Source organism: Limnobaculum eriocheiris (genome assembly GCF_021010575.1).
Lineage (GTDB): Bacteria > Pseudomonadota > Gammaproteobacteria > Enterobacterales > Enterobacteriaceae > Limnobaculum > Limnobaculum eriocheiris.
In genome coordinates this window covers 131,822-148,730 of sequence record NZ_JAJNAG010000002.1, presented here as the reverse complement: position 1 = coordinate 148,730, position 16,909 = coordinate 131,822, and the positions used below count along the sequence as shown (strand labels likewise).

The window sequence follows — 16,909 nt, the reverse complement described above, 5'->3', positions numbered from 1 at the left end:
ATGATTTCAGGCATCCTAGTATCTCCAGGCATTGCATTTGGTAAGGCTCTCATATTAAAAGACGATCCAATCGTCATTAATAACAAAAAGATTTCCAGCGATAACATCGAGCAAGAAATAGCCCGTTTTAAAGCTGGTCGCGATAAAGCCAGCGCCCAGCTTAATGCCATCATGGAAAAAGCGAGCGAAACGTTCGGTGAAGAAAAAGCGGCCATCTTTGAAGGTCATATCATGCTGTTGGAGGACGAAGACCTCGAGCAGGAAGTTGAAAGCCGAATCAAAACGAAATTAGAGACTGCTGATGCCGCCGCTCATGGTGTGTTTGAAGCTCAGGCAATCGAGCTTGAAAGTCTGGAAGATGAGTACTTAAAAGAGCGCGCTGCTGATATTCGTGATATCGGCAAGCGCTTATTACAAAACATTCTGGGTATGACTATTGTCGATTTGGGAGCAATTAAGGATGAAGCTATTCTGGTTGCAACCGATCTGACCCCATCAGAAACCGCGCAGTTAAATCTGGATAAAGTTCTTGGTTTTATCACCGATTTAGGTGGTCGCACATCTCACACATCCATTATGGCTCGTTCGCTGGAAATTCCGGCGATTGTAGGCACTAATGATGTGACTAAACAGGTGAAGAATGGTGATTATCTGATTCTGGATTGCGTAAACAACAAAGTTTATGTTAATCCACCAACAGAAACCATTGAGCAGTTAAAAGCAGCTCAGGCTCAATACCTGAGTGATAAAAACGAATTAGCCAAACTGAAAGATCTACCAGCCATCACGCTGGATGGTCATCAGGTTGAAGTAGCCGCTAATATTGGTACCGTACGTGACGTTCCTGGTGCTGAACGCAATGGTGCTGAAGGTGTCGGACTCTATCGTACTGAATTTCTGTTTATGGATCGCGATGCATTCCCAACAGAAGAGGAGCAGTTCCAGGCTTATAAAGCTGTGGTTGAGGCCATGGGTGATTTGCCTGTTATTCTGCGTACAATGGACATCGGCGGTGACAAAGACTTGCCGTATATGAACCTGCCAAAAGAGGAAAACCCATTCCTTGGCTGGCGTGCTATCCGTATTTGCTTAGACCGTAAAGAGATCCTTCATGCACAGTTGCGTGCAACTCTGCGTGCGTCTGCTTTCGGCAAACTGCGTATTATGTTCCCAATGATCATTTCAGTAGAAGAAGTACGTTTACTGAAAGCTGAGTTGGAAATGCTAAAAAATCAGCTTAGAAAAGAGAATGTTGCCTTTGATGAGACAATTGAAGTGGGTGTAATGGTAGAAACACCTGCAGCCGCCACTATTGCACATCATTTAGCAAAAGAAGTTGATTTCTTTAGTATTGGGACAAACGACTTAACCCAGTATACTCTGGCAGTAGATCGTGGCAATGAGCTGATTTCTCACCTCTACAACCCACTCTCTCCATCTGTGTTAACCTTAATCAAACAGGTTATTGATGCTTCTCACAAAGAAGGCAAATGGACTGGAATGTGTGGAGAGTTAGCAGGTGACGAACGTGCAACTCTGTTGCTGCTCGGCATGGGCCTGGATGAGTTTAGTATGAGTGCTATCTCAATACCTCGCATCAAGAAAATTATTCGCAACGCGAACTACTCTGATGTGAAAACACTGGCGGAAAATGCATTAGCACAACCAACAGCTGAACAGGTATTAGCGATTGTAAATAAATTCATTGAAGAAAAAACGCTCTGCTAAGTTAGCTTTATAATAAAAGCCGAGCCCTGTAGCAGCTATTGTTACAGCCACTTTGGGCCGTGTTAGTGAACAAATATCTTAAGCGACAAACGTATAATTAAGGTATCTGACACTACTCAGGCCCAAAATAACATGTAAAATAGTCTAATGGGTAAGCATTAAGGCAACGCCGATTAAAATATTATTGCTGAGGAGAAAATCATGGGTCTGTTCGACAAGTTGAAACAACTCGTTTCTGATGATAAGAAAGACGCAGGCAGCATTGAAATTGTTGCTCCGCTGTCCGGTGAAATTGTCAACATTGAAGATGTTCCAGATGTTGTATTTGCTGAAAAAATCGTTGGTGATGGTATTGCGATTAAACCAACCGGCAACAAAATGGTTGCTCCTGTTGATGGCACTATTGGTAAAATCTTCGAAACTAACCATGCGTTCTCTATCGAATCTGATAGTGGTATTGAGCTGTTTGTTCACTTCGGTATTGATACCGTTGAACTGAAGGGTGAAGGCTTCAAGCGTATTGCTGAAGAAGGCCAGCACGTTAAGAAAGGCGATTTAGTAATCGAATTTGATCTGGCCTTACTTGAAGAGAAAGCGAAGTCTACACTGACACCTGTTGTCATTTCTAATATGGATGAAATCAAAGAGCTGACTAAGCTTAGTGGTAGCGTTGTCGTGGGAGAAACGCCGGTTATTCGTATTAAGAAATAATGATTAGATTTTAAATAAAAACGGAGCCTTCTGGCTCCGTTTTTATTTATTCGATTTTCTGCTGATTCAGCTATTTTCCCAAAGCGGAAGATGAATATAGATAATCAATCCACTATCAGTGCCATTTTTAGCTTCAATAATACCACCGTGGGCATTAACAACCTTGCGGGCAATCGCCAGGCCCAGCCCGTAGCCTTTGCCTGAAGCTGCTGATTTCACCCGCACAAACGGATCGAAAATGCTTGAAAGTTTATCTTCATCTACACCAGGCCCCTGATCGCTGACCTTAATGACAAATTCACTTTCAACTTTGCTCAATACCACACGTATCTGCTGTCCGCCTTTGGAAAAACGCAACCCATTACGCACAATATTTTCTACGGCTCGTCTCATCAGTTCAGAGTTGCCCTTTATTGTGGCATCCTCTTTCACTGCCTCATCAGCTTCAAGAACAATCTCAACCCCAGGCACCTGAGCTTCATAACGGACATCGCTGACTACCGCTTCCAGTAAACCATACAGATCAAAATACTCTTCATCTGAGATCCCGGTAGCATCGGTACGGGATAGCGTCAGCAATTCGCCGATCATCTTATCTAACCGCTCCGATTCATGTTCAATGCGCTGTAATGAATTTGCGACATTTTGCGGATTCTGCCGCGCTAATCCTATGGCCAGTTGCAAACGTGCCAGAGGAGTACGCAATTCATGAGATACGTCGTGCAATAGAGCCTCTCGTGCCCCCACCAGTAATTTTAAGCGCTCCACCATAGAATCAAAATCCCGCGCCATATCACTGAGCTCATCCCGACGTTTATTCATCACGGGATAAAGGCGCACATCCAAATCCCCTTGTGCAACCCGGTCAAAACCGGATCTCAGCAAACGCATAGGTCGGGTTAAATGCCATGCCAGTATAAAGCTAAACAGAAAGCCCCCTATTCCACCTAATATCAATAATGGATTAGGGATATTGAAAAATAACAATCGACCCGAACGATTAGGACGATACTCTTTTCTGAGTGCTTCTACATCGTATTTCAACAGATAGTATTTGCCATCTCCGCCTTTAACATGTTCAACCCACACATCATCCGTCAGTGGAATTAATGATGTTCGCTGAGAATTGTGAGTTAATGGAATTTTTAACGGAATCACCGCAATATGTCGTTGGTCTATAACGGGCCATCCATCCGTCATGCGATTAAGGCCATCGATACCCTCCGCTTCCAACACAGTTACCGCAGAAGTAAATTGAAGCGAAACAATACGATTGGCTATTCGATTTTCAAAGGGTTCTTTCTGGCTGGCGTAATAATAAAACACCAGCCACACTGCCTGGGTGATCACAATGAAGGTCACCCAGAAACCGATTAATATTTTCCAAAACAGACTTCGGCGCATAATTTATTACCTGATACGGTAGCCAATACTACGTACTGTCTCAATCGATAATGTATCGCCAGCAATCTGACTCAGTTTTTGCCGGATATTACTGATATGAACGTCTACGCTACGGTCATAAGCTTCCCGTGGGCGCCCCAACCCCAGCTCAGAGAGTTCATCTTTGGAGACCACCCGGTCCTTCTCTTTCATTAACAACATCAGTAAATTAAATTCAGATGCGGTTAATTCAAACGCATCCCCTTTCCATTCACTGGTGCGTTGAGATGCATCCAGGCATAAATATCCCAGACAGATAATCGCGTCATCCTGAGGCTCGATATGCTCCTCAAAACGACGCAATACGGCACGTAAACGAGCAACCAACTCCCGTGGATAACAAGGCTTGGGAACATAGTCATCGGCACCCATTTCCAGCCCAATGACGCGATCGATATTGTCCCCTTTCGCCGTCAGCATAATGATTGGCAAACGACTTTTTTTACGTACTTTATTCAGTACATCAATGCCACTCATATCCGGCAGCATAATATCCAGAATCATAGCGGCATAATCGCCTGACATGGCCCCGTCTATTCCCGCTTGCCCGGTTAAGGCAACGGTAGCCGAGAAGCCTTCAGCCTGAAGATACTCTCGTAGCATATTGCCAAGTTCCACATCGTCATCGACCAAAAGAATTTTCATGCCTTTCTCCTGATTATTATGTTTATATTCGTTAAATCCCGCATCGCAGAAAGACAACGATCTCACAAGATAATGGATATATTTTTTATCATTCTTACGTCTTCGATTGTAATATGCAGCTACTTTTACTTAAACCTTACACTTTCCTTATGATGAGCTTACCCCTGATGCCATAAACTCGTTGTACATTAGTGCATAATTAGCAGCGGACAGTGACATCCTCAGGTTTTTATTCAATATTTAGTACTTTTAAGGCAACTGAAACTTATGCAATTACCTACATCCAAACTTCGATATGTGCTGATTATTGCAGCCATTTTGATCGCCGGTTGGTTGATAAAGCTATTCTTTTTTCCCGAAGTAGTAAAACCTAACTACATTACTACCCCGGCAATGAAGACCAGTATAGAGCATACAGTTCTGGCTGATGGCTCCATCAAAGCCTTAAAGCAGGTTAACGTAGGTGCACAGGTTTCAGGTCAGATTAAAGCATTACATGTGGAACTGGGTGATAAGGTTACCAAAGGGCAGGCGCTGGCAGAAATCGATGACCTGCCGCAAAACAATGACTTGCACAATGCTGAAGCGGGTTTAAAAAGCGTACAGGCTCAACGTCAGGCCAAATTAGCCACGCTGAAAAATAATCAATTAGCCTTTAATCGTCAGAGTCAAATTCTGGCAAAAGGTGTTGGCGCTCAGGCGGATTACGACGCGGCTAAAGCCCAGTTAGACGCCACTAAAGCGGAAATCGAATCGCTGGATGCACAAATTGTTCAGGCACAAATTGCCATGGATACCGCCAAGTTAAACCTCGGTTATACCAAAATCAGCTCCCCGATTGATGGCGTTGTCGTAGCAATACCCGTTGAAGAAGGGCAAACGGTTAACGCGGTACAAAGTGCGCCAACCATTCTGAAAGTGGCCCAACTGGACACCATGACCATCGAAGCTCAAATTTCTGAAGCGGACGTGCCAAAAGTTAAAACCGGTATGCCGGTTTATTTCACCATTCTGGGAGAACCTGGCAAGCACTATAGCGCTAAGTTACGCGCTATCGAACCCGCGCCAGACTCCATTAATAACAGCGACACCACCACGACCAGCTCATCCAGCTCAACGACTACTGCTATTTACTACAATGGCCTGTTTGATGTGGAAAACCCGGATGGCAAGCTACGCATCTCCATGACGGCTCAAGTTTATATTGTTCTGGATCAGGCTAAAGATACCATTGTTATCCCGACCACTGCGCTTAACGATACAGATAATCAGGGAAACGCCAGCGTTCAGGTTGTTGGCGCTTCCGGAAACATCGTACAAAAGAAAGTCAAAACTGGTATTAATAATGACGTTGATGTACAGATTATCTCCGGTCTGGAAGAGGGTGAAAATGTGATTGTCAGCGAAACCGGTGCCGCTGGCTCAACTCAACCGACACGTATGCGGATGAGGATGTAGTCTGATGAGTCAACCGTTACTGCAACTGGATAACATTTCCCGCCAGTTCCCGGCGGGAGAACAAACCGTTACCGTTCTGAAAGGAATCAATCTGACGATTCATTCTGGAGAAATGGTAGCGATTGTTGGCGCTTCCGGTTCAGGTAAGTCTACGCTGATGAATATTCTTGGCTGTCTGGATAAGCCAAGCAGCGGAACTTACCGCATTGCCGGACGAGCAACCAATGAACTGGCTCCTGATGATTTAGCGGAACTGCGCCGTGAACACTTTGGCTTTATATTTCAACGCTATCACCTGTTGGGAGATCTGAGCGCTGCGGGTAACGTCGAAGTGCCGGCTATCTATGCCGGAACCGAGCGTCAAAAACGCAAGGAGCGGGCCGTAGCGCTGTTAACTCGTCTGGGTTTGGATGAACGTACCAGCTATCGTCCCAGCCAGCTCTCCGGCGGCCAGCAGCAGCGTGTCAGTATTGCTCGTGCGTTGATGAATGGCGGTCAGATAATTCTGGCCGATGAACCCACCGGTGCGCTGGATAAGCACAGTGGGCAGGAAGTACTCAAGATTCTTAAGGACTTGCACGGTCAGGGACATACCGTCGTCATTGTTACTCACGATATGCAAATTGCTGAACATGCTGAACGCATTATTGAAATCAGCGATGGCAATATTATTGCCGATAGAAAAGTGCCTAAAGGGCCAGAAGATATTGTTCAAAAGTCTTCCTCATCATCCCATGCAACCAAAACCAATAACGGCTGGTTTGCCCTCAGGGACCGTTTTGTAGATGCCTTTAAGATGGCACTATTGGCTATGTTTTCCCAGCGTTTACGCACCTTTCTGACCATGTTAGGTATTATTATTGGTATTGCTTCGGTCGTTTCCGTGGTGGCATTAGGGGAAGGTTCTCGTCAGAAAATTCTGGCAGATATCAGCTCAATGGGTACCAGCACGCTGGAGGTCTTTCCCGGTAAAGACTTCGGCGATAGTAAAGCTTCCACCATACATACGCTGCGCGGAACCGATGCGGATGCCCTGAGCCAACAAAGCTATGTACATAGCGTAACCCCCAGCGTTTCAACTTCCACTACCTTTCGGGTAAACAATCAGTCAGTAACCGGAACGGTAAACGGCGTCGGTCAACAGTTCTTTGATGTACGCGGTTATAAAATGGAATTGGGTATGGCCTTCAGTCAGAGCAGTGTAGATTCTCTGGCTCAGGATGTCGTCATTGACTCCAACACCAAAGAACAGCTGTTTGGTAAGAACAGTGATCCGGTTGGACAGGTGATTCTACTGGGTAATCTGCCAGCCCGTATTATTGGCGTAGCGGAAGAACAACAGAGTGGCTTTGGCAGCAGCGAAAATCTTGAGGTCTGGCTGCCCTATACCACCGTGATGAAACGTATGCTTGGGCAGTCCTATCTGCGAAGTATCACTGTACGTATCAAAGACGATATTGATATGGATGTGGCAGAACAAGGGGTCACCAAGTTATTGACCCAGCGCCACGGCACTCAGGATTTTTTTATTCTGAATACCGATAGCATTCGACAAACCATTGAAAATACCACGGCAACCATGACGCTGTTAGTCTCCATGATTGCCGTTATCTCTTTGGTGGTTGGCGGTATTGGCGTAATGAATATTATGCTGGTTTCGGTCACTGAACGAACGCGGGAAATTGGGGTGCGTATGGCCGTTGGTGCCCGTTCCAGCGATATTATGCAGCAATTCCTGATCGAAGCGATTCTGGTCTGTCTGTTAGGCGGCTCATTAGGTGTAGGACTGGCGCTGGGTATTGGCGTTATCTTCGATCAGTTGGTCAGCAGCTTCTCCATGATCTACTCCATAACCTCGATCGTTGCTGCATTCGTCTGCTCAACCATGATTGGTATGGTATTTGGTTTCTTTCCGGCCCGCCGGGCGGCAAGAATGGACCCCATCAACGCCCTGGAACGCGAATAACGCTTTTCATAAAACAAAATACCCACAACTATGGTGGGTATCAACTTAATGGCAACGTCTGATTTGTTCAGTTTTGTATTTTAAATAGCCAATTGTCGGGAGGGGATCCCGTGGGGGTCAACTTGACGTAAGCCAACGACAAATAGGCGAAAGCCTGTTTGAACAGCACTTGCACTGGCCCGAAGGGCAAAACACCGAAAGGTGTTTCATAACAGCCCCTAACCCGGCCAGGCCGACACACTCCGTAGCTAAGTACAGACGGTTTACCTACCGCTCACGCTGTAAATATAAGCACATTATCTTTACGGTCGGAATATCCGCAGGTGCGATTTATCAGGTTTCTCAGCACGCTGGGGTCCATAGCTACAACGGGCACCCAACACTAATCATCAAATACCCCGGTAGACAAATAACGATCCCCACGATCGCAAATCACCGTCACAATCACCGCATTTTTATGTTGAGCGGCAATACGTAATGCCCCTGCAACCGCACCGCCGGAACTCACGCCACAGAAAATACCTTCACGCATAGCTAACTGCTTCATGGTAAATTCCGCCTCCACCTGACTGATATCCATAATGGTATCCACCAGTTCAGGGCGAAAAATACCCGGTAGATATCCGGGAGACCAACGTCGAATACCCGGAATGCTGCTGCCTTCCGCAGGTTGTAAACCAATGGTTTGAACTTCAGGATTTTGTGATTTCAGATAGCGACTAACGCCGGTAATGGTTCCGGTGGTTCCCATACTGGAGATAAAATGGCTAACCTGTCCAGAAGTTTGCTGCCAGATTTCCGGGCCGGTAGTAGTGAAATGCGCATAGGGATTATCATCATTATTAAACTGATCGAGGATCTTCCCCTGCCCGTCAGCGGCCATCTGCTGCGCCAGATCTCTGGCACCTTCCATCCCCTGTTCACGGCTTACCAGAATTAACTCCGCGCCATAGGCTCGCATAGAAGCCTGACGTTCACGGCTCATATTGTCCGGCATAATCAAACGCAGAGAATACCCCTTCAGTGCAGTAATCATTGCCAGAGCAATGCCGGTATTGCCACTGGTTGCTTCAATCAGCCGATCGCCCGGATGGATCTCACCCCGCTGTTCAGCACGCTGAATCATCGACAACGCCGCCCGATCTTTCACCGATCCTGCTGGGTTATTACCTTCCAGCTTAACCCAAACCTCGCTCTTCAGCCCTTCCGTCAAACGCTGTAGCCTTACCAGCGGGGTATTTCCAATATAGTCTTCTAAAGTTGACACGTGCTTTCCCGAATGCAGATAGGTATTCACATAGAGGCCTCAGGCGCTTTTTGCATAGGGATAGCTTTGTAGTAACAGTGTATCCCCGGCGTACAGTCGCGCCCACTCGCCTCCAATATAGTAACGCTCACCTTTTTGTGGCGGTGCGCCATGTTCATGACTAAAGGTAACGCTAAGTGGCGTTTGTTGCCAGCCTGAGGGTTGCAAAGTGAGTTGCCAGTAATGGCCTTTTGGTATGCTGTCTGCCACCTGCACCGGCAATACGCAACGGGATGTAGGTTGAGCGCTTAGTTCAACTTCCCACGGGCGCAAATAGAGTTCCACCGGCCCCTGATGTATTGGTGATACCTCCAGCGGCCACTGATGCTGCCCCACCAACAAGCGATTACCTTTGATTTCGGCTTTAATCTGGTTAACTTCACCAAGAAACTCCAGCACAAAGCGACTTTCCGGTTCGCGCATCACCTCATCCGGCGTACCAACCTGCTCAACATGCCCCTGACTCATCACAACGACGCGATCGGCAATTTCCATTGCTTCTTCCTGGTCATGAGTCACGAATACGCTGGTAAACTTTAGCTCTTCGTGCAGTTGACGCAACCAACTGCGCAGCTCTTTACGTACCTGAGCATCCAACGCCCCAAAAGGTTCATCCAGCAACAGAATTTGTGGATCGACCGCCAGCGCACGCGCCAATGCCACCCGCTGACGCTGACCTCCGGATAGTTGGGAAGGAAAACGATTTGCCAAATGGCTCAGTTGTACCATTTCCAGCAGGCCATCGACTTTTTGCTTAATTGCCGCTGCGGTTGGACGCTCACGACGAGGCAATACTGTCAGGCCAAAGGCAACATTATCAAACACTGTCATATGGCGGAATAACGCATAGTGCTGGAAGACAAAACCCACCTGACGATCCCGGGCATGAAGGTGACTGACATCTTTGCCGTTAAAACTCAACAGACCCGAGTTTTGATACTCCAGCCCGGCAATAATTCTCAATAGCGTAGTTTTGCCCGAACCGGATGGTCCCAGCAGCGCCAGCATTTCACCAGAATGAATATCCAGAGAGATGTCCTGCAAGACTCTGGTTTGGTCAAAGTATTTATTAATACCTTTAATCTCAATGCTCATGATTTATCTCCTGAGTATCTTGCTTTTTCTGACGGGCAATACGCCATTGCAGAGTGCTTTTTAAGAACAAAGTAACGATCGCCATCAGGGTTAGCAGGCCTGCTGCGGTAAAAGCGGCAGCGGTGTTGTAATCCTGATGAAGGAGCTCAACCTGTAACGGTAAGGTATAGGTTTCACCGCGAATAGAGCCGGACACCACCGAAACCGCACCAAACTCACCAATCGCCCGGGCATTAGTCAATACCACGCCATACAGCAGCGCCCAGCGAATATTCGGTAACGTGACCCGGCGGAACATTTGCCAGCCGGAAGCACCCAGCAGCACCGCTGCTTCATCTTCCTGGCTGCCCTGGCTCATCATCACAGGAACCAGTTCACGTACCACAAACGGACAGGTAACAAAAATAGTGACCAACACCATGCCTTGCCACGAAAACATCAGTTGAATGTTGTGTGATTCCAGCCAACCACCGACCACACCATTTGAACCGTAAAACAGCAAATACAACAGTCCCGCCACCACCGGCGACACGGCAAAAGGAATATCAATCAGCGTCAATAGCAGTTGGCGGCCACGAAACTCAAAACGCGTAACCAGCCACGCCAGCAAGGTACCAAAAACCAGATTCACCGGTACCGTAATCAACGCAATCAATACCGTCAGCCAAACGGCGTGCAGCATGTCCGGGTCACTCAGGTTATTCCACAGCGCATCGATACCGGCAGAGAATGCCGTAACAAAAATGGCCGCCATCGGTATCACCAGCAGCAACACTGAAATCACCACGCCAATGAGAATAAGCGCCCACTTACCCCAGTTAATCTGGCGGGAACTGAATGTCTGTTGGAAAGTAAAATCCGTCATTAATGACCTCCAACCCGTTTGCCATAGCGACTCTGCAAGACGTTAGCGATAAATAGCAACACCAGCGAAGCCGCCAGAATCACTGAAGCAATGGCGCTGGCCGCCGCATAGTTAAACTCTTGCAGACGAATAAAGATCATCAACGAAGTCACTTCCGTCTTCCAGGCGATATTACCGGCAATAAAAATTACGGCGCCAAACTCACCCAAACTGCGGGTAAATGAAAGCACTGTGCCGGTCATTAATGCCGGAGCCACTTCCGGTAAAACTACCCGACGGAAACTTTGCCAACGGCTGGCCCCCAGAGTTTCAGCGGCTTCTTCATATTCAGGACCCAGCTCTTCCAGTACAGGCTGAACGGTTCTCACCACAAAAGGAATGCTGGTAAATGCCATAGCAACGGCAATACCTAACCAGGTAAACGAAACTTTAATTCCCAGCTCCGCCAGCCAGGTACCGTACCAGCCGGTGGTTGAAAACAGGCTGGCCAGCGTTAACCCCGCAACGGCCGTTGGCAGAGCAAAGGGTAAATCCATCAGGCCATCCAACAGGGTTCGGCCTGGGAAGCGGTAACGGGTTAAAATCCACGCCATCAGCATACCGAAAGCTGCATTGAAGATGCTGGCTACGGCGGCCGCAACCAATGTCACTTTATAAGCTGCTACCACCTGTGGATGGGTGACTACCTGCCAGTATTCATGCCAGCTCATATTCGCGAGCTGCATAACTAATGCGCTCATGGGCAACAGCAGAATTAAGCAGGTAAATAACAGACTGCTCCCTAAACTCAGAGAGAAACCCGGTAATACGCGCCTGGCAGGTATAGATAACAACATTAGCTTTTATGCCCCGCAGCCAGCAGTTGGTCTAAGATGCCATCAGTATTGAAATGCACTTTCATTACCTGCTCCCAGTTACCAAACTGATCTTCAACTTTAAACAGTTTTACCTGAGGGAATTGGCCCTTCACCGCATCCATCGCTGCGTTGTCATATACGCGGTAGTTATAGCGAGTGAAGATTTGCTGGGCTTCCGGGGTATACAGAAAATCCAGATAGGCTTTAGCCTGTTTTTCGGTCCCATTGCGTTCAACATTACGATCGACCCAGGCCACAGGGAACTCAGCCAAAATATCAACCTCAGGAACCACAACATCGTAATTGTCCGCACCGTACTGCTTTTGAATATTCTTCACTTCAGATTCAAAACTAATCAGCACATCACCCAGCCCGCGTTCAACAAATGAAGTCGTTGCACCTCGACCACCCACGTCAAACACCGCTACGTTTTTCAGGAAACGGGTCATCCATTCGCGGGTTTTCTGTTCATTGCCACCGTCAGCCAGATTAGTGGCTCCCCAGGCAGCCAGATAGGTATAGCGTCCATTACCGGAGGTTTTAGGATTGGGGAAAACCAGCTTCACATCATCCCGAACCAGATCGTTCCAGCTATGAATATTTTTCGGGTTTCCTTTGCGTACCAGAAACGCCATGGTGGAATAATAAGGAGAACTGTTATTTGCTAAACGACTCTGCCAGTTGGCCGGTATCAGGTTGCCTTTATCATGCAGAATCTGCACGTCGGTCACCTGATTGTAAGTGACCACATCGGCTTTTAAGCCCTGTAGAATTGCCAGCGCCTGTTTTGATGAACCTGCATGAGACTGCTTGATAGTTAAGTCTTCGCCGGTTTTTTGCTTCCATGCTTTTTCGAATACTGGGTTAATTTCAGCAAACAGCTCACGGGAAATATCATAAGAGCTATTCAGTAACTCAGCCGCAGAGACAGAAGACGTCGCAATCATCGTTGCGATAACCCAACTTTTCAGCCCTAATTTTTTCATTTTATATTCTCACTTATCGCTAAAAATGATGCTTTGATAAGTCATAGTGTATGGGCTGAATTCACTTTTTTATAACAATTTCATATACCGTTTCGCACTGATTAAGAGCAAAAAAGAATATGCAATACAGACACTGATATAGCGGAAATAGCAGATGGGGAATAATCAGACAAAACCATCGGGCAGCGAAGAATGTTTCCGCGCTGCCCCGATTCAAATTATAGAGAGAGCAATTTATCTAACGATGGAGCAAAGAAATAACTGCCGGTAACCGGTTTACTGAATCTTAACAATTGATCGGTTTTACCATCTCGCTCACCAAACATACTCAGCAGTTGCTGCTCAATATTATGCAGATGAGCGCAATAAGCGATAAAGAACAGGCCGTGCTCACCGCTGGCAGTTCCATACGGCAGGCTCTGACGAATAATTTTCAGCCCTTTGCCCTCTTCTTTCAGGTCAACACGGCCCAAATGAGAAGTTGGCTGGCGCTTGTCGGATGGCAGCTCCTCATTATCCACCTTCGTCCGGCCCATAGCATTTTCTTGCGCTTTTACCGGCATGTTGTTCCAGACATCAAGATTATGTACATAACGCTGTACCATCACATAACTGCCACCGGCATCTTCCCCTTCAGGAATGATGCCAACGCCTGGGCGGGCATCCCCTTCCGGGTTTTCTGTACCGTCGACAAAACCGCTTAAATCGCGCTCTTCTGTCCAACGGAAACCGTGCGTCTCTTCTTCTACGGTAATGGCTTTACCAAAGGCTTTTAATGCGGCCTGAGCCAGCGTGAAGTTAACATCATGGCGTTGAGACAGGATATGGATAAGCATGTCGCGCTGAGTGGCTGGCGCTAGTCCATTACCCAGCGGAGTGAAAGGCTTAAGCTCACTGGCACCTCGGCCATCGGATAGTGTTTTCCACAGATCGGAACCGAAAGAGATGACGGCACCTAATGCAGCCTCAGGAAATTTTTGTTGCAGTTCGGTCAAGGTATTCACAAACGTTTTGCAGCCGGTGCGGATCTGCTCTAAGTCTCCGCCAACCTTTGCTTCAATAAAAATACCAAAACGACAATGTTCCGGCAAAATACCGCTCTGAACCTGAGCCATGACTTAATCCTCATATCAATGAAAAGCGGTGCTGTTTGCTGGCACCGCTTTAACTAAACATGAGTCTATAATAACGAAATCAGACAACGCTATCATGCGCTAACTCAAGTATGAATAAAGATTTAACCTATTACTTTGATTGCCATACCATTTTACTGATAGTCCAGACTTTTAGCTTATCGTCGGAGGGCATGATCTCTGAAGGCCCCATCCACTCGCCGCTGAACACATAGGTAATACGGGTACTTTCCGGTGAACGACAAAGCACTTTGCCACTCTCATCTCCGGTGCCAACCCGGCAAACATCAAATGCTTTCTGATAAAGATCGCTAAATGGCATACCTACATGCGAACCTTTAGGCGTCTCAATGGATTTGTCCATCACTTCAATACGCTCAACCCGGTTTGATGGATTACCGTGAAAAACCAGCATCACTTTATCGTCGTTCATCGCTTCATAGTAGCTGGTCACCTGACCGTTACTCATTCCCATACCTTTACGCAAACGGTAATCACCGTCCAGGGCCTGATTCAGCGCTTTTTCTTCCATTGGCGTCACGGAGGAAATTGCCCCCAAGCCTGCATTATTTAATTCCAGAGAACTGCCAAACCAGTTAGTTGGCGATAACTTAGACCAGGAAAAATTACTGACTGTCGAACATCCTGTAATCAAAAATGGAACCAACAGTAAAACAATACGTATATTCATCTATTATCCTATTAAGTGAATAAAATCAGGGTATAATTCAACGCCTTAATACTCCTGATCCTCAATCAGGCGTTTACCAATGCACACCGTATCCTGAATTTCATAACCCAGTTTCTCATACATACCAATAACAGCATCGTTATCATCACGCACTAACAGCTGTAATTTTGGACAACCACGCGCTATCAGCTTCTTCTCCAGACGACTAATAAGGGCATTGGCAATGCCCCGGCCGCGATAATCAGGGTGTACACCAAGATAATAGGCAGAGCCACGATGACCATCATATCCGCCCATAATAGTGCCAACTACCTCACCTCCGACCTCTGCAACTAAAAACAGTTCAGGATCATTATTTTGTTTACGTTCAATATCGGTTTCAGGATCGTTCCACGGGCGCAATAAATCACAGCGCTCCCACAGCGTCACAACATCTTCAAAGTCATCTTGTTTATAGATACGGATTTCCATCATATTCACCGTTTAACCCTGTTATAGTGCACGATTATGGTAAGTTTAGCGTTAAGTGCAACAGATAAGTGAAGATTCCCCGGTTCGTTGCTTAAATTAAGTGCGGAATCTTCACTCAATTTTCCTGATGATGACATCAGATCAATAAGGATCAACTATGCAAATCTGGGTCGATGCCGATGCCTGCCCCAATGTGATAAAAGAGGTACTGTTTCGTGCCGCAGACCGTACACAGGTTATGGTTACTCTGGTAGCCAATCAATACATTAAAACGCCACCTTCCCCTTATATTCGCAGTATGCAGGTTGCATCAGGCTTTGACGTGGCAGATAACGAAATCGTTAAACGCACTGAACCTGGCGATTTAGTGATCACCGCCGATATTCCTCTGGCTGCCGAAGTACTGGAAAAAGGCGGAGCCGCCATCAACCCCAGAGGCGAACGCTACTCCCCCGCCACTATTCGCGAAAAGCTCACCATGCGTGATTTTATGGACACCATGCGCTCCAGCGGCATCCAAACCGGCGGCCCCAGCACTCTGAACCAACGCGACCGTCAACAGTTCGCTAATGAGCTGGATAAGTGGTTGTTGATGTTTAAGCAGCAGAAATAGAAGAACACAGCAATGTTGATCGCTGACAAACCAAATTAATCAACATTAGTGAATATTCCGACCGTAAAAGCCATGTGCTTTAATGAACACCGAATGCGGTCGGGAGAACCGCTATACTTAGCTACCGTGTGCACCGGGCCTAGGGCGCTTAGGGGCTGTTATGAAACACCTTTCGGTGTTTCACCCTGTGGGCCAGCGCAAGCGCTGGCCCGAAGCTCTCAAATACTAAGTACCTATGGTCTTCCGGCCGGGCACCATACCCAAATAAGCACAATGACTTTTACGGCCGGAATATTCTCAGCGGCTGATTAAAACAATATAATCAGCCACTACCTCAGCATCAGAACCCATTCGGGATCCCCGTCATATCAGGAAGCTTATGCGCAATCCCCTTATGACATTCAATACAGGTTTTACCCTCTTTGATTGCCATAGCGTGCATCTTCCCGGCTACGGTTTTCTGCTCGGTAAAGTCCATATAATCAAAGCTGTGGCAGTTACGGCACTCTTGAGAGTTATTCCCCTCCATTCGTGCCCACTCATTTTTCGCCATTTGCAAACGATGCTCATTAAACTTTTGTGGAGTATCAATAATGCCCATCGCTTTACCATACAGCTCTTTTGATGCCTTGATCTTACGGATCATCTTAGGAACAAACTCTTTCGGCACGTGACAGTCAGAACAGATGGCGCGCACGCCAGTTCGGTTGCTGTAGTGCACCGTATCCATATATTCCTGATAGACGTTATCACGCATCTCATGGCAGCTGATACAGAACTTCTCGCTGTTCATCACTTCCATACCGGTATTGAAACCGCCCCAGAAGACAATGCCGGCTACAAAGCCCATTGCCAGCAAGGTACCTATCGCCAGACGACTGGGGGTTCTGAACCAAGTCCATGCCCGGCGAATTACACCTGGTTTTTTATCTTTACTCATG

General features: G+C 47.0%; 16 protein-coding genes. 5 read left to right on the top strand and 11 right to left on the bottom strand.

Features of this window, described 5'->3' with window-relative positions; translation table 11 throughout:
• Nucleotides 1-1,728: a phosphoenolpyruvate-protein phosphotransferase PtsI gene (gene ptsI / locus LPW36_RS01760; protein ID WP_230607783.1), complete on the top strand. Its 1,728-nt coding sequence runs from the start codon at nt 1-3 to the stop codon at nt 1,726-1,728.
• Nucleotides 1,729-1,929: 201 nt separating this feature from the next.
• Nucleotides 1,930-2,439: a PTS glucose transporter subunit IIA gene (gene crr / locus LPW36_RS01755; protein WP_108901690.1), complete on the top strand. Its 510-nt coding sequence runs from the start codon at nt 1,930-1,932 to the stop codon at nt 2,437-2,439.
• Nucleotides 2,440-2,505: 66 nt separating this feature from the next.
• Here crr and LPW36_RS01750 read toward each other — a convergent pair whose 3' ends face one another.
• Both LPW36_RS01750 and LPW36_RS01745 read right to left on the bottom strand, forming a co-directional pair.
• On the bottom strand, nt 2,506-3,843 hold the full coding sequence (locus tag LPW36_RS01750) for an ATP-binding protein (protein WP_230607782.1): 1,338 nt from the start codon (nt 3,841-3,843) through the stop codon (nt 2,506-2,508).
• A gap of 6 nt (nt 3,844-3,849) precedes the next feature.
• Nucleotides 3,850-4,527 carry a response regulator transcription factor gene (locus LPW36_RS01745; protein ID WP_230607781.1) on the bottom strand — a complete coding sequence of 226 codons (678 nt, stop codon included), beginning with the start codon at nt 4,525-4,527 and terminating at the stop codon, nt 3,850-3,852.
• Between the two features lie 267 nt (nt 4,528-4,794).
• On the opposite strand from LPW36_RS01745, the gene LPW36_RS01740 reads away from it, so the two are divergent.
• The gene (locus LPW36_RS01740; protein WP_230607780.1) at nt 4,795-5,985 is read left to right on the top strand and encodes an efflux RND transporter periplasmic adaptor subunit; all 1,191 of its coding nucleotides are present in this window, start codon (nt 4,795-4,797) and stop codon (nt 5,983-5,985) included.
• A gap of 4 nt (nt 5,986-5,989) precedes the next feature.
• Complete coding sequence (locus tag LPW36_RS01735) at nt 5,990-7,951, top strand: MacB family efflux pump subunit (protein ID WP_230607779.1); 1,962 nt, start codon at nt 5,990-5,992, stop codon at nt 7,949-7,951.
• A gap of 382 nt (nt 7,952-8,333) precedes the next feature.
• Here the strand turns inward: LPW36_RS01735 and cysM are convergent, their stop codons facing one another.
• The 8 genes from cysM to LPW36_RS01695 form a co-directional block, all read right to left on the bottom strand.
• Entirely contained in the window at nt 8,334-9,218 is an 885-nt protein-coding gene (gene cysM / locus LPW36_RS01730; protein WP_230607778.1) for a cysteine synthase CysM, read from the bottom strand.
• 39 nt (nt 9,219-9,257) lie between these two features.
• Complete coding sequence (gene cysA, locus LPW36_RS01725) at nt 9,258-10,352, bottom strand: sulfate/thiosulfate ABC transporter ATP-binding protein CysA (protein WP_230607777.1); 1,095 nt, start codon at nt 10,350-10,352, stop codon at nt 9,258-9,260.
• On the bottom strand, nt 10,342-11,217 hold the full coding sequence (gene cysW / locus LPW36_RS01720) for a sulfate/thiosulfate ABC transporter permease CysW (RefSeq protein WP_230607776.1): 876 nt from the start codon (nt 11,215-11,217) through the stop codon (nt 10,342-10,344). The genes cysA and cysW overlap by 11 nt, the downstream gene beginning before the upstream one ends.
• A complete protein-coding gene (gene cysT / locus LPW36_RS01715) occupies nt 11,217-12,053 on the bottom strand; it encodes a sulfate/thiosulfate ABC transporter permease CysT (protein WP_420844696.1) in 837 nt (278 codons plus the stop codon). Before cysT ends, cysW begins: the two co-directional genes overlap by 1 nt.
• Nucleotides 12,053-13,060 carry a thiosulfate ABC transporter substrate-binding protein CysP gene (cysP, locus tag LPW36_RS01710; RefSeq protein WP_230607775.1) on the bottom strand — a complete coding sequence of 336 codons (1,008 nt, stop codon included), beginning with the start codon at nt 13,058-13,060 and terminating at the stop codon, nt 12,053-12,055. The genes cysT and cysP overlap by 1 nt, the downstream gene beginning before the upstream one ends.
• Before the next feature lie 218 nt (nt 13,061-13,278).
• A complete protein-coding gene (locus LPW36_RS01705) occupies nt 13,279-14,175 on the bottom strand; it encodes a Dyp-type peroxidase (protein ID WP_230607774.1) in 897 nt (298 codons plus the stop codon).
• A gap of 130 nt (nt 14,176-14,305) precedes the next feature.
• Nucleotides 14,306-14,884, bottom strand: a complete 579-nt coding sequence (locus LPW36_RS01700) for an RpoE-regulated lipoprotein (protein WP_230607773.1) — start codon at nt 14,882-14,884, stop codon at nt 14,306-14,308.
• A gap of 45 nt (nt 14,885-14,929) precedes the next feature.
• Nucleotides 14,930-15,355, bottom strand: coding sequence for a GNAT family acetyltransferase (locus LPW36_RS01695; RefSeq protein ID WP_228399108.1), 426 nt, complete (start codon nt 15,353-15,355; stop codon nt 14,930-14,932).
• Between the two features lie 157 nt (nt 15,356-15,512).
• On the opposite strand from LPW36_RS01695, the gene LPW36_RS01690 reads away from it, so the two are divergent.
• Nucleotides 15,513-15,968, top strand: coding sequence for a YaiI/YqxD family protein (locus tag LPW36_RS01690; protein ID WP_230607772.1), 456 nt, complete (start codon nt 15,513-15,515; stop codon nt 15,966-15,968).
• Between the two features lie 340 nt (nt 15,969-16,308).
• Here the strand turns inward: LPW36_RS01690 and napC are convergent, their stop codons facing one another.
• Nucleotides 16,309-16,908 (bottom strand): cytochrome c-type protein NapC, encoded by a 600-nt coding sequence (gene napC, locus LPW36_RS01685; protein WP_230607771.1) that lies wholly within the window; start codon nt 16,906-16,908, stop codon nt 16,309-16,311.
• Nucleotide 16,909: the final 1 nt, after the last annotated feature.

Excerpts from the sequence above, each read along its gene's own strand:
- cysP (WP_230607775.1), bottom strand. The coding sequence starts at position 13,060 with ATGAAAAAATTAGGGCTGAAAAGTTGGGTTATCGCAACGATGATTGCG.
- LPW36_RS01740 (WP_230607780.1), top strand. The coding sequence starts at position 4,795 with ATGCAATTACCTACATCCAAACTTCGATATGTGCTGATTATTGCAGCC.
- LPW36_RS01695 (WP_228399108.1), bottom strand. The coding sequence starts at position 15,355 with ATGGAAATCCGTATCTATAAACAAGATGACTTTGAAGATGTTGTGACG.
- LPW36_RS01690 (WP_230607772.1), top strand. The coding sequence starts at position 15,513 with ATGCAAATCTGGGTCGATGCCGATGCCTGCCCCAATGTGATAAAAGAG.
- LPW36_RS01700 (WP_230607773.1), bottom strand. The coding sequence starts at position 14,884 with ATGAATATACGTATTGTTTTACTGTTGGTTCCATTTTTGATTACAGGA.
- napC (WP_230607771.1), bottom strand. The coding sequence starts at position 16,908 with ATGAGTAAAGATAAAAAACCAGGTGTAATTCGCCGGGCATGGACTTGG.
- ptsI (WP_230607783.1), top strand. The coding sequence starts at position 1 with ATGATTTCAGGCATCCTAGTATCTCCAGGCATTGCATTTGGTAAGGCT.
- cysA (WP_230607777.1), bottom strand. The coding sequence starts at position 10,352 with ATGAGCATTGAGATTAAAGGTATTAATAAATACTTTGACCAAACCAGA.
- cysT (WP_420844696.1), bottom strand. The coding sequence starts at position 12,053 with ATGTTGTTATCTATACCTGCCAGGCGCGTATTACCGGGTTTCTCTCTG.
- LPW36_RS01705 (WP_230607774.1), bottom strand. The coding sequence starts at position 14,175 with ATGGCTCAGGTTCAGAGCGGTATTTTGCCGGAACATTGTCGTTTTGGT.
- cysW (WP_230607776.1), bottom strand. The coding sequence starts at position 11,217 with ATGACGGATTTTACTTTCCAACAGACATTCAGTTCCCGCCAGATTAAC.
- crr (WP_108901690.1), top strand. The coding sequence starts at position 1,930 with ATGGGTCTGTTCGACAAGTTGAAACAACTCGTTTCTGATGATAAGAAA.
- LPW36_RS01745 (WP_230607781.1), bottom strand. The coding sequence starts at position 4,527 with ATGAAAATTCTTTTGGTCGATGACGATGTGGAACTTGGCAATATGCTA.
- LPW36_RS01735 (WP_230607779.1), top strand. The coding sequence starts at position 5,990 with ATGAGTCAACCGTTACTGCAACTGGATAACATTTCCCGCCAGTTCCCG.
- LPW36_RS01750 (WP_230607782.1), bottom strand. The coding sequence starts at position 3,843 with ATGCGCCGAAGTCTGTTTTGGAAAATATTAATCGGTTTCTGGGTGACC.